General features: G+C 65.5%; 11 protein-coding genes. 6 read left to right on the plus strand and 5 right to left on the minus strand.

The annotated features are described in order from the left end of the window. Positions 1-15: 15 nt before the first annotated feature. The gene (locus tag FQ775_RS16640; RefSeq protein WP_146298509.1) at positions 16-627 is read left to right on the plus strand and encodes a UbiX family flavin prenyltransferase; all 612 of its coding nucleotides are present in this window, start codon (positions 16-18) and stop codon (positions 625-627) included. A gap of 145 nt (positions 628-772) precedes the next feature. Here FQ775_RS16640 and FQ775_RS16645 read toward each other — a convergent pair whose 3' ends face one another. Genes FQ775_RS16645 through FQ775_RS16665 form a run of 5 tightly spaced genes read right to left on the minus strand, consistent with a single transcriptional unit; the run spans position 773 to position 6268 of the window. Next, positions 773-1804 carry a CobW family GTP-binding protein gene (locus FQ775_RS16645; RefSeq protein ID WP_432420030.1) on the minus strand — a complete coding sequence of 344 codons (1032 nt, stop codon included), beginning with the start codon at positions 1802-1804 and terminating at the stop codon, positions 773-775. Positions 1805-1806: 2 nt separating this feature from the next. After that, positions 1807-4113, minus strand: a complete 2307-nt coding sequence (locus FQ775_RS16650) for a xanthine dehydrogenase family protein molybdopterin-binding subunit (protein WP_146298510.1) — start codon at positions 4111-4113, stop codon at positions 1807-1809. Continuing rightward, positions 4110-4595 carry a (2Fe-2S)-binding protein gene (locus FQ775_RS16655; RefSeq protein WP_146298511.1) on the minus strand — a complete coding sequence of 162 codons (486 nt, stop codon included), beginning with the start codon at positions 4593-4595 and terminating at the stop codon, positions 4110-4112. The genes FQ775_RS16650 and FQ775_RS16655 overlap by 4 nt, the downstream gene beginning before the upstream one ends. Next, a complete protein-coding gene (locus FQ775_RS16660) occupies positions 4592-5455 on the minus strand; it encodes an FAD binding domain-containing protein (protein WP_146298512.1) in 864 nt (287 codons plus the stop codon). The genes FQ775_RS16655 and FQ775_RS16660 overlap by 4 nt, the downstream gene beginning before the upstream one ends. A 51-nt stretch (positions 5456-5506) precedes the next feature. Continuing rightward, entirely contained in the window at positions 5507-6268 is a 762-nt protein-coding gene (locus FQ775_RS16665; protein ID WP_146298513.1) for a GntR family transcriptional regulator, read from the minus strand. A gap of 446 nt (positions 6269-6714) precedes the next feature. Here FQ775_RS16665 and FQ775_RS16670 point away from each other — a divergent pair, with 446 nt between their 5' ends. From FQ775_RS16670 to FQ775_RS16690, 5 genes are all read left to right on the plus strand, one after another. Further along, positions 6715-7944: an amidohydrolase family protein gene (locus tag FQ775_RS16670; RefSeq protein WP_246730158.1), complete on the plus strand. Its 1230-nt coding sequence runs from the start codon at positions 6715-6717 to the stop codon at positions 7942-7944. A gap of 53 nt (positions 7945-7997) precedes the next feature. Then, positions 7998-8981, plus strand: coding sequence for a BMP family lipoprotein (locus FQ775_RS16675; RefSeq protein WP_146298515.1), 984 nt, complete (start codon positions 7998-8000; stop codon positions 8979-8981). 129 nt (positions 8982-9110) lie between these two features. Next, on the plus strand, positions 9111-10151 hold the full coding sequence (locus tag FQ775_RS16680) for an ABC transporter permease (RefSeq protein ID WP_432420073.1): 1041 nt from the start codon (positions 9111-9113) through the stop codon (positions 10149-10151). Between the two features lie 7 nt (positions 10152-10158). Beyond that, on the plus strand, positions 10159-11091 hold the full coding sequence (locus FQ775_RS16685) for an ABC transporter permease (protein ID WP_146298517.1): 933 nt from the start codon (positions 10159-10161) through the stop codon (positions 11089-11091). Between the two features lie 10 nt (positions 11092-11101). Beyond that, positions 11102-12643, plus strand: coding sequence for an ABC transporter ATP-binding protein (locus FQ775_RS16690; RefSeq protein WP_146298518.1), 1542 nt, complete (start codon positions 11102-11104; stop codon positions 12641-12643). Positions 12644-12737 lie beyond the last annotated feature (94 nt).

A 12737-nucleotide genomic window follows, 5' to 3' on the forward strand; every position in this document is an offset into this window, starting at 1 on the left:
GGACAGGAGGTGGCGATGCGACCGCTCGATCAGCAGAGGAAGCGCCTGATCATCGGCATCAGCGGCGCTTCCGGCGCGATCTACGGGGTGCGCCTGCTCAAGATCCTGCGCGAACTCGACATCGAAACCCACCTCGTCGTCTCGCGCGCCGCGCAGATCACGCTCGCCATGGAAACCGACATGAAGATCGCCGACGTCGAGGCGCTGGCGACCGTCGTGCATTCCAACAAGGACATCGGCGCGGCCTGTTCGAGCGGCTCTTTCCGCACCCTCGGCATGATCGTTGCGCCCTGCTCGGTGAAGACCCTGTCGGAAATCGCTTCAGGCGTGACTTCGAGCCTGTTGTCGCGCGCCGCCGACGTGACGCTCAAGGAGCGCCGCCGCCTGGTCTTGATGCTGCGCGAGACGCCACTGCATCTCGGTCATATCCGCGCCATGGCGCAGGCAACGGAGGCCGGCGCCATCATCTGTCCGCCGGTGCCGGCCTTCTACGCCAGGCCGGAAACGCTCGAAGACATGGTCGACCACACGGTCGGCCGCGTGCTCGACCTGTTCGACATCGACGCCGGCCTGGTCAGGCGCTGGGGCGGGCTCAAGGGCGCCGCGAAGCAGGCCGCCGAGGGATAGGCGCGAGCGCCGGCTTGAACTGACCTTCCGATCATTGCAGAAAAAAACGCCGGCCCGAAGGCCGGCGAGGCGGGGTGCCTTGGGAGGATGGCGCCTGTCACTTCTTGATCGTGACCTTCGCCGAAACCAGGAGCACTTGCGCGGGTCAGCCGTGCGCGAGGCAGCCCTCGAGCATCGTCTCGATCGCCGCGCGATCGATGTTGCGGCCGATGAAGACCAGCTTCGAATAGGGCCGGTCCTTGCCCCACGGATGGTCGGCACGGAAATCCATCAGCTTGTGCACGGCCTGCAGAACGAAGAAGCGGCTGTCGTCCTCGATCGCAAGGATGCCCTTGGTGCGGAAGATGTCGTCGCCGTTCTTCGCCAGATAGTCGGCGAGCGTCGTCTCCAGCCTGGCACGGTCGAAGGGCCTCTCGAAGACGAAGGATTCCGACGTCACCGTGGCATCATGGGAGTGGTGGTGATGATGGTGGTGGTGGTCGTGCTCGTCGAGATTCAGCAGCTTGGCGCGCTCCGCGACGTAGGAAGGCTGGAAGCCGCTGATGCCGAGGATGTTGGAGAGGTCGACCTTGCCGTAGCTCGACCGCAGGATATCGGCGGTCTCGTTGAGCTTGCGCAGATTGGTCTCCAGCACCGCCACATCGTCCTCACCGACGAGGTCGACCTTGTTGATGACGATACGGTCGGCGGCAACGATCTGGTCGACGGCCTGGTTGTCGCGACCGTCCAGCAGCGGGTCATCGACATGCTGGGCGATATGCTTGGCATCGACCATGGTGACGATCGCGTCGAGTTCGACCTTGCCGGCCACCTCGTTGTCGATGAAGAAGCTGGTCGCCACCGGCGTCGGGTCGGCAAGCCCGCTGGTCTCGACCAGGATGTGGTCGAACTTGTCCTTGCGCGCCAGAAGCTTCTGCAGCACTTCGACGAGATCGTTGCGCACGTCGACGAAGCAGCAGATGCAGCCGTTCTGCATCTGGAAGATCTCCTCCTCCGAGGCGATCACCAGGTCGGAATCGACGTCGATCTCGCCGAACTCGTTCTCGATCACCGCGATGCGGTGACCGTGGCGCTCGGTCAGGATGTAGTTGAGCAGCGTCGTCTTGCCGGCGCCGAGGAAGCCGGTGAGGATGGTGACGGGCACCTTGCCGTCGCCGCTGGTCTGGATATCGGCCATGCTCAGGCCTCCTTCTTTTGCGCGCGCAGCGCGTCGAGGATGTTTTCTGGCGTGATCGGATAGTGGCGGAAGCGCACCCCGATCGCGTCGTGGATGGCGTTGGCGATCGCCGGCCCGATGGCGATGATCGGGTCTTCGCCGACACCCTTGGCGCCCCAGGGACCGCCCGGATCGGGCGCGGTCTCCAGGATGATGGTGCGGATCGGCGGCATGTCCATCGACAGCGGCATCTTGTAGTCGACGAAACTCGGATTGAGCGATCGGCCGTTGGTGAGATCGATGACATAGTCCTCGCTCAGCGTGTGGCCGATGCCCTGCTGGATACCGCCCTCGATCTGGCCGGCGGCCGCCACCGGGTGGATCACCTTGCCGATCTCGTGCACGGGGATCACCTGCAGGACCGCGACCTCGCCGGTCTCGGTATCGACCTCGACCTCGGTGAAATGCGCCCCGAAGGAATAGGACTTGGTCGGCGTATAGGTGCCGACGCCGACGAGCTGGATCGCCGGCATGCCGCGTTGCGGCGCGACCGCCTCCCTGAGCGACATCGACCGGTTGGAGCCGTCAAGACGCAGGATGACGCCGTCGACGATGGTCAGCTCCTCGAGCGAGGAGTCGAGCATGGGCGCCGCATGCGCCAGGATCTGGCGCCGCACGTCGGCGGCCGCGAATTGCGCGGCGCGCCCGCCCATGTAGGTGGTGTGGCTGGCAAAGGCGCCGATGTCCCAGGGCACGACGTCGGTGTCGCCCTGCACTACCGAGATGTCCTCGAACGGCACGCCGAGTTCCTCGGCAACGATCTGCGACAGCGCGGTGTGGGCTCCGGTGCCGAGGCCAGCGGTGCCGGTCAGCAGCGTGACGGTGCCGTCCTCGTTCATCTTCACGATGGCGTTGCCCTGCTCCTTGATGCCGGGGTAGGCGCTGGAGCCGTGCATCTCGCAGCCGATGCCCCAGCCGCGGCGCTTGACGCCATTGCCCTTGGGGGCCTTCCGAACCGCGGCCCAGTCGCTCTCCTCCATGCCGCGGCGGATGCAGTCCTCGAGCCCGTGGCCGACGATCGGGTGACCCGACGGGGCGATGTCGCCTTCGCGGACGGCATTCTTCAGCTTGAACTCGGCCGGGTCGAAACCCAGCCGTTCGGCCGCCTCGTCGACCTGCAGATCGATGGCGAAATAGGTCTGCACCACGCCGTAGCCGCGGAAGGCGCCGGCGATCGGCGTGTTGGTGTAGATGCAGCGACCTTCGAGATGCACGTTCTCGCAGCGGTAGAGCGACGTCATCGCCGCGGTGCCGACATTGGTCACGCCCGGTCCGTGGGAGCCATAGGCACCGGAATTGAAGACGATGCGCGCCTGCCGCGCGGTGATGCGCCCGTCCTTGGTGAAGCCCTGCTTGAGCCAGATCTTGCCGGGATGACGCGAGCGGCCGCCGAGGAAGGTTTCCTTGCGCGTGAACTCCATGCGCACCGGCCGCGCCGTTTCCCTCGCCAGCAGGGCCGACAGGAACTCGTGCTGGAACAGGTCCTGCTTGGCGCCGAAACCGCCGCCCATATGGTCGACGATGACGCGCACCTTGTTGAGCGGCACGCCGAGCACCTCGGCGAGCGCGCCGCGGACCATGAAGGCGGTCTGGGTCGAGCTCCAGATGGTGAGCTTGCCGTTGCCGTCCCACTGGGTGACGCAGACATTCGGCTCCATGTAGGCCGGTGTCGGCCGGCCGAGCTCGTATTCGCCCTCGAGCACCAGGTCGGCCTCGGCGAAGCCCTTCTCGACGTCGCCGCGCTCGACCACGACAGGGGCGAGCACGTTGTTCTTTTCCAGGCCGTTGTCGTGGATTGCCGGCGCATCCGGCTTCAGCGCATCCTCGACGGTGAAGACGGCCGGCAGCGGCTCATATTCGATCTCGATCAGGCCGAGCGCCTCCTCGGCGATCTCCTCGCTGATGGCGGCGACAGCGGCAACGCCCTCGCCCCAGTAGCGGACCCGGTCGTCGAGAATGTACTGGTCCTTGGTCACCGAGGCCGAGCGCGGGTGCGGCGAACCGTAATGCAGCACGCGCGGCACGTTCTCATGCGTGAGCACCGCCTTGACGCCCTTCAGCGCCAGCGCCTTCGAGGTGTCGATCGACTTGATGCGGGCATGGGCGATATCGCTGCGCTTGATCTTGCCGTGCAGCATGCCGGGCAGGATGATGTCGCCGGCATAAAGCGCGGTCCCGGTCACCTTCTCCAGTGTATCGGAGCGCTTGACGCTCTTGCCGACGACCGAGAAGGACTGCTTCGCGGCGGCGGGGTGGTCGTGGATGGTCATATCGCCCTCGCTTTCTTCATGTCCTCTGCCGCGCCCTGAACGGCTTCGATGATCTTGGTGTAGCCGGTGCAGCGGCAGATGTTGCCGGCGAGCGCGAAACGGATCTCGTCCTCGCTCGGCTCCGGGTTCTCGTCGAGCAGCGCCTTGGCCATCATGACGATGCCGGGCGTGCAGAAGCCGCATTGGGCGCCGCCGTGCTCCATGAACTTTTCCTGCAGGAGATGTGGCCGGTCGGGCGCATGCTGCAGCCCTTCGATGGTCTGGATGTCGGCACCCTCGGCCTCCACGGCCAGCACCAGGCAGGCGTTCACCGGCTTGCCGTCCATGATCACGGTGCAGGCGCCGCAATCGCCGACGTCGCAGCCTTTCTTGGTGCCGGTGAGCCCGCCCTCGTTGCGCAGCACATCGAGCAGCGTGCGAAAGTCGGGCGCGGCGAGTTCGCACTCCTCGCCGTTGACGGTCATCGATACGATACGGGTCACTGAATGCCTCCCATGGCCTGGCCGATGGCGCGGCGCGTCAACACGCCGACCATCTCGCGGCGGTAGTCGGCGCTGGCGCGCACATTGCTGATCGGGGTGGATTCGGCCATCGCCGCGTCGGCGATCGCCGCGATGGCGGACAGGTCGAGGGCGCGGCCGCGCGACAGCGCCTCGGCGTTGCGGGCGCGGATCGGCGTCGGCGCCACCGCGCCGAGCGCGATGCGGATTTCGCGGCAGGTATCGCCGTCGCTATCGAGGCTGACGGCGACGCCGACGGTGGCGAGCTCCATCGCCTTGCGGCGGCCGTGCTTGATGTAGGCACGGCCGCTCGCCGGCTGCGGCGGCGGTACCGAAATACCGGTGACGATATCGCCGGGCGCAAGCACGGTACGGCCCGGCCCGGTGAAGAACTCCTCGATCGCGATCGTGCGCTCACCGGTGCGGTTGTAGACCTCGAGCGACGCGCCGTCGGCGACCAGCGGCGGGATGGTGTCGGCCGAAGGTGAGGCGCGGCAGACATTGCCGACCACCGTCGCCCGGTTGCGCACCTGGATCGAGCCGAGCAGGCTGACGGCGGTGCGCAGGTTCGGGTAATGCTCGATCACCGGCGCCCAGGTCTCGATCTGGCGCGCCGTCACAAGGGCGCCGAAGCGGAGCCCCTCGCTCGCGTCGAAGCTCAGATCGCCCAGCCCCGGCAGCTTCTTGATGTCGACCACGTGAAGCGGCTTGCGCAGCTCTTCCTTGATCTCGACCAGAAGATCGGTTCCGCCAGCGATGATGCTGGCTTGCGTGCCGAGTTCGGCCAGGAGCGCCGAAGCCTCGTCGAGACTTTGCGGCTGGTGATATTCGAAGCGTTTCATAGCGTTTCTTCCCGTGGTTCGGTCTTTTTGGTTCTCGGGAGGTCCGGCGGCTCAGGGCTGCCGGGCTGGCCCGTTGGCATTGTCGGTTTCGTTTCCATCGGTCGCGGCCTGCAGCGCCGCTTCGCGGTCCGTTCCCAGTTCGCGCTCGAGTTCGCGCAGGTGTTCGCTGTTGAGCCTCGCCGCCTCGCCGCCGTCGCCTCGCGCCAGTGCCCCAGCGATCTCGCGATGCGCCTGGTTGCCGCAAAAACGCGGCTTGCGGCTTTCGCGCGTCCAGGAAAGCAACGGCTGCCGGTTGATCAGGTCGCGGACGATGCCGGTCAGGACGTCGTTGCCGGCCAGTTCGCAGATCAGCAGATGGAAGCGCCGCGAAAGATGCCGCGCTTCCTCCATGTGGCCGGCTTCATAGGCGGCATGTTCCTGTTCGACGAAATCGAACAGGCGCGCGCGGTCGGCTGCATTCATCTTGGCGGCGAGAATCCGGATCACCGATTCCTCGATGACGATGCGCGCCTCGAAGATATGGCGCGCTTCCTCCGGCGAACACATCGCGATCGTTGCGCCGCGGTTGGGGCTGAGTTCGACGAGACCGGCATGGGCAAGCGTCAGAAGGCCGTTGCGGATCGCCGAGCGGCTGGCGCCGGCATATTGCGCCAGCTCGCGCTCGATGAGGCGCGTGCCCGGGGCGATCCTGTGTCCGAGGATGGCCTCAACCACCGCGCTGACGACGCGTTCCTCGGCTTCCGGGCCGCTCATTGCGGCGCCGGGGACAGCCGGCGGCCGGCTGCCGTTGACGCGGAATGGGGACTCGCTCATGGTGCCTCCCGATGGATTGTCGACAATCTATTCTATCAGTACTGATTGTCAACAATCAGGTTTTTCTTGTACAAATTGCGAGCGATATCAATTGGTTAATCATATCAATCGCTGGTGCGGACAAATAAAATGGCACCGCTCAGAGGTACAAATTGTATAAATTGAAAAATGGGATACGAACGCCATAAAGATGCTTTCTTCATGACTTTCATTGCTAGGAGATCGGCCCTGAAGTCGCCCCGATCAGCATCCGGATCGCCGATTTTTCGGCCATCCATGAGAAGATCGAAATAATTTATCTGGATAATGAAATTGCCTAATCAATTGGCCGGTTGCTAGCGTTTCGGCGTTGGAATTCCCCACGGGAGTACTCGATGCTGGCAAACGGGACCGTCCCGCGCCCTCGTCAAGGCAAACCATACGTTCTCACAGGCGGCCTGGCCCTGTTGCCGGACGGTAGGGAGCGTCGTGCCGACATCATCGTCGGCGTCGACGGGCGCATCGCACAGGTCGGCGGCGCCGCCAACACAGGCGGCGATCTCGACCGCATCGACATCTCCGGACGGCTGGTCACCCCCGGCCTTGTCGACATGCACCAGCATCTCGACAAGACCGGCGTGTTGCGCTTCACGCCCAACCCGTCCGGCACCCTGCAGGGCGCGCGTGAAGCCTTCGCCAGATACGCCCGCACCGCCGGGCCTGAAGACATCCTGCGCCGTGCGGCGCGCACCATGGCGCGCTGCCTGTCGCGCGGCACCACCGCGATCCGCAGCCACATCAATGTCGACAAGGATGCCGGCTTCAACGGCATCGAGTCGCTGGCACAGTTGCGTTCCGAGTGGACCGACCGGCTGACGCTGCAGCTTGTCGCCTTCATGACCCCGCATCCGGGTCAGGACCTCGACTGGCTGATGCAAAATATCGACCGCGCGGTGCAAAAGGCCGACGCGGTCGGCGGCACGCCGGCAGTCAGCGAAGACCCGTTCCGCTACATGGACATCCTGTTCGGCGCCGCCGAAAAGCACGGCAAGCCGGTCGATCTGCATCTCGATGAGCATCTCGACACGCGGCGGCCGCTGTTCGACGCCGTTTTCGACCGGGTGCGCAAGTTCAACATGCAGGGCCGCACCGTGCTCAGCCACGCCTCGGTGCTGAGCGCCCTGCCGCGCGATGCCTATGAGCGTATCCGCGACCAGATTCTCGAGCTCGACATCGGGGTGGTCACCCTGCCGGCGGCCAATCTCTACCTGCAGGGCCGTGACGCCGACACGCTGCCGCCGCGCGGCCTGACGCGCGTTGCCGACCTTGTGCGCTCCGGCGTGCCGATCGCGACCGCCTCCGACAACATCCAGGACCCGTTCGTGCCGACCGGCTCCGGCGACATGCTCGAGATCGGACGCTGGACGCTGCTTGCCGGGCATCTGAAGGGCGACGAACTGAAGGCCGTCCACACGATGATGACCACGATCCCGGCGCGCCTGATGGGGCTCGGGGGCGGCTACGGGCTGCGCGAAGGCGCGCGCGCCGATTTCCTCGTCACCGACTGTCCGGACGTCGACACGCTGGTTGCCGGCGGGGCCGACGCGATGACCGTCTTCGCCGGCGGCCGGCCGGTTTTCGAGACATCCGCCATGGCGGCCGCGAAGGAGGCGCGCCGGCACAAGGCGGAGTGCTGAGCGGCGGCAGATACCGCCGCAACGTTGATGAAAGAACCGCTGGGAGGAGCATCATGACGATCACCAGAAGAGCATATCTCGCCGGGCTCGCGGCCGTGGCCGCAGGAACCCTTGCGTTTACCACACCGGCCTTCGCCGACACCTTCAAGATGGGCCTGCTTGTGCCCGGCAGCGTCTCCGAAGAGGGCTGGAACCGCATCGGCTACAACGCGCTCAAGGGCGTGGAAAAGGAGCTCGGCGCGCAGGTCTCCTACGTCGAGCTGCAGCAGAACCCGGCCTCGTTCGAAAAGGCCTTCCGCGACTATGCCAGCCAGGGCTTCAACGTGATCCTCGGCCACGGCTTCGAATTCCAGGACGCCGCGCTCGACGTTGCGGCCGACTATCCCGATACCGTGTTCCTGATCTCGTCGAGCTACATCCACGAGGGCAATGTGATCGGCCTCAACACCGATACCAGCCAGCCCTTCTACCTGATGGGTTATGTCGCCGCGCGCATGGGCAAGAAGGCCGGGCTCGTCGGCGGCATGGAAATCCCGCCGATCCAGCAGGCCTTCGAAGGCTTCAAGAACGGCGCCCGCAGCGTCGATCCCGACTTCCCGATCAGCGAGGCCTATATCGGCAACTTCACCGACACCACCGCGGCCAAGGAAGCGAGCCTCAGCATGATCTCGCAAGGCGCCGACTTCCTGGTGCCCAACGCCTCGGGTGCCACGGTCGGCGGCTATCAGGCGATCGCCGAATCCGGCGGTGACGTGAAGACCTTCAGCATCTTCTCGGACTTCACCGAGGTTGCCCCGAACAACATCCTCGGCCTCTATGTCGCCGACTACGCCCAGGGCGTGGTCCGTGTCGTGAAGTCGATCCAGGACGGCGAGGTGCCGAGCTGGAACATCGAGTTCGGCCTCAAGGACGCGGACGTCATCAAGTTCTCCTTCCGCGACGACGTCGAAAACGGCGTGCCTGCCGACATCCGCGAGGAGGTCGAGGACGTGAAGGCGAAGATCGCCGCAGGCGAGATCAAGACCCGCAACCGCTAGGGGTCGAAAGAGCGGCGGGGAGGCTGACGCAGGGCGGCCTCCCGCCCATCCCTGCCCTGCCACTGAAAATCAATGGCCAATATCGAAAACGAGCGGCCCCGCGCCGCGGATACCGATTTCCTCGCCACGATGACACGTTTCCTGATCCGCACCGCGCAGGCGATCGCCATGCCAGCAGCTGCCGTGCTGGTGGCACTCGCCAGCGGCGCAGTGCTTCTGGCGCTCAGCGGCTTCAACGGCTGGGACGTTTTCGACGTCATGCTGGTCGGCGTCTTCAGCGACACGCGCTCGGTCGCCGAGATCCTGCTCAAGGCGATCCCGCTGATCCTGATCGGGGTCGGCCTGTGCGTGGCCTTCCGCTGCTCGATCTGGAACATCGGCGCCGAGGGCCAGCTCTATGCCGGTGCCGTCGCCGCTACGGTCGTCGGGGTCAGCTTCGAGGGGCTGACGCCATGGCTCTACGTTCCTCTGGTGATGATCGCCGGCGCGCTCGCCGGTGCGGCCTGGGCCGGCATTGCCGGGCTGCTGAAGGTCTATTTCCGGGCGAGCGAGATCGTCACCACGATCATGCTCAACTATATCGCGCTGATTTCGACCAGCTATCTGGTCACCGGGCCGCTCAAGGACGCAGCGGCCGCCTATCCGCAGTCCGCACGCCTTTTCAAGGAAGCGTGGATGCCGCGTATCCTGCCGCCAACGCGGCTCCATATCGGCATCCTCGTCGCCATCGCGCTAGCGATTGCCTTCTATGTCTTCCTGTTCCGCAGCAGCGCCGGCTTTGCGGTGCGCGTCGTCGGCACCAACCAGCATGCCGCGCGTTACGCGGGCATGAATGTCGGGCGCAATGTCCTTCTCGCGATCTGCATCAGCGGCGCCATGGCCGGCCTTGCCGGCGCTTTCGAGGTCGCGGGCGTCACTCACCGGCTCTATCAGAACATCTCGCCGGGTTACGGCTTCGAGGGCATCGCGGTCGCGCTTCTGGCCAACAACAACCCGTTCGGGGCGATCTTTTCCGGCATCCTTTTTGCGGTGCTGCGCTCCGGCTCCGAGCTCATGCAGATCACGGCGCAGGTGCCGCAGGTTCTGGTCTCGGTGATCCAGGGAATGGTGATCCTGTCGGTGGTCGCCTTCGGCGTCTACCGGTTCCGCTCGGCCATCCATCCGAAATAGGTGCAAGATGGAAGACGTCGCGACACTCGGCTTTATCGCCACCACCATCGGCGCCACCTGGCGGCTGGCGACCCCGCTCATCTTCGCCTCCATCGGCGAAGTGTTTTCCGAACGCGCCGGCGTGCTCAATATCGGGCTCGAAGGCGTGATGCTGATGGGCGCCTTCGTCGGCTTCGCCGCTGTCTTCGCCACCGGCAGCCTGCCGCTCGGCCTTCTGTCGGCCGTGCTCGGCGGCATGGCCGTCGGGCTGGTCTTCGCCTTCTTCACCATCACCGTCAAGGCCGACCAGATCGTCGTCGGCGCGGCGATCAACCTGCTCGGCATGGGGCTCACAGCCTTCCTGTTCCGCACCTATTATGTCGGCACCGGCAGGGGCGTCGAGATCGCGCAGCCGCTCGACCTTCCGGGGCTGAGTGACCTGCCTTTCCTGGGCGAGGCGCTGTTCCGCCAGAACGCGATCGTCTACAGCACGCTGCTGGTCGTTCTCGTCGCCGTGTTCGTGCTCTACAAGACCTCCTTCGGGCTCACCCTGCGCGCCGTTGGCGAGCATCCCAAGGCGGTCGACGTGGTCGGCCGCAGCGTTGCTGCCTACCGCTACGGCGCGGTGCTGATCGGCACCGGGCTTGCCGGCCTCGGCGGCGGTTTCCTGACCCTCGGCCACTCCAACCAGTTCGTCGAGGGCATCACCTCCGGCCGCGGCTTCATCGCACTCGCCGTCGTGGTGTTCGCGCGCTGGTCGCCGATCGGCGCCTTCCTCGTGTCGCTGCTGTTCGGGCTCTTCTACGCCTTGCAGCTTCAACTCCAGGCGCAGCCGGCGCTCGCCATCCCCTACCAGGCGCTGCAGGCCCTGCCCTACGTCATGACCATCGTGGCGCTGGTGATGGTGCGCAACAAGGGCGACACGCCGAAGACCCTCGGCGTCCCCTACAACAAGGCCTGAGGACGGGACGATGACCGACAAGCCCTTCCTGCGCATGGAAAACATCCACAAGCGCTTCGGCGACCTCGTCGCCAGCGGCGGCGTTACTCTCGAGGTCGAGAAGAACGAGATCCACACGCTGCTCGGCGAGAACGGTGCCGGCAAGAGCGTGCTGATGAACATCCTGTGCGGCGTGCTGGCGCCGAACGAGGGCCAGATCGTCTACAAGGGCGAGCCGCTGCGCCTCGGTTCGCCGCGCGAGGCGATCCGCCACGGCATCGGCATGGTGCATCAGCATTTCATGCTCGTGCCCAACCTGACCGTGGCGGAAAACTACGTGCTGGGCCAGGGCACCCCGACGCGGGTCATCAACGACAGGGAGGAGGTGCACCGGCGCATCCGCGCGTTGAGCGACCGCTACGGCCTCGATGTCAGGCCGGACGCGCTGATCCAGGACCTTTCGGTCGGCGAACAGCAGCGCGTCGAGATCCTCAAGGTGCTGTTCCACGGCATCGACCTTCTCATCCTCGACGAGCCGACCGCGGTGCTGACGCCGCAGGAGACCGACCGGCTGCTGCTTTTGCTGCGCGAACTGGTCGCGGACGGCAAGACCGTCATCTTCATCTCGCACAAGCTCGACGAGGTGATGCGGGTCAGCGATCGCATCAGCGTCATGCGCGACGCCAGGATCGTGTTCACCACCGCGGCGTCGGAGACCAATCCGCGCGAACTGGCGCGCATGATGGTCGGCCGTGACGTTCTGATGGAGCTGCCGCGCGCAGCGGTCGAGCCCGGCCGCGTCGTGCTGTCGGTCGACAAGCTTTCCTGCGACAGCGAGATCGGCCTGCCGGCGGTGCGCGGCGTCTCGTTCGAGGTCAGAGAGAAGGAGATCGTCGGGATCGCCGGCGTTTCCGGCAACGGCCAGTCGGAGCTGGCACTGGCGCTTACCGGCCTGCTGCCGGTCAAGGGCGGCTCGGTGCGGCTCGATGGCGAGGAGATCACGGGTCTGCCCCCAAGCGAGGTCAACCGCCGCCCGATCGCCCACATTCCCGAGGACCGGCACAAGATGGGCATCGTTCTGCCGCTGCCGCTGACGGAGAACGTATTGCTTCAGCGCTACGACCGGGCGCCATTCTCCTCGCGCGGCCTGCTCGACTTCGGGGCGATCACCGACCATACGCGCGACCTGATCCGCCGCTTCCGGGTCAAGACCTCCAGTGAGAACGAACGCATCCAGAACCTTTCCGGCGGCAACCAGCAGAAGCTTGTCGTCGCGCGCGAACTCGCACGCGATCCCGACTTCCTGCTCATCAACCAGTTGACCCGCGGCATCGACATCGGCGCCATGGAAATGGTCATGCAGGAGGTGCTGCGCCAGCGCGAGGCCGGCCGCGCCATCCTTCTGATCTCGACCGAGCTCGAAGAGCTTTTCGCGATCTGCGACCGCATCCTCGTCATGTATCACGGCGAACTCGTCGGCGAACTGCCGCCCGACCGGTCGCGGCTGGAGGAGATGGGGCTGCTGATGGCCGGTCATGTCGGCGAGGCCGCTGCGCGCGCTGTCGCGCATTGATGGCGCGCGATATTTTCATGCCGTACTGAAAACAATTTCGCCTTTTCTTGCGGATTGAAAAACAATCGCTGACGGCTCAATCTCTACTTGGCGG

Origin of the sequence: Nitratireductor mangrovi (assembly GCF_007922615.2) — a bacterium.
Lineage (GTDB): Bacteria > Pseudomonadota > Alphaproteobacteria > Rhizobiales > Rhizobiaceae > Mangrovimarina > Mangrovimarina mangrovi.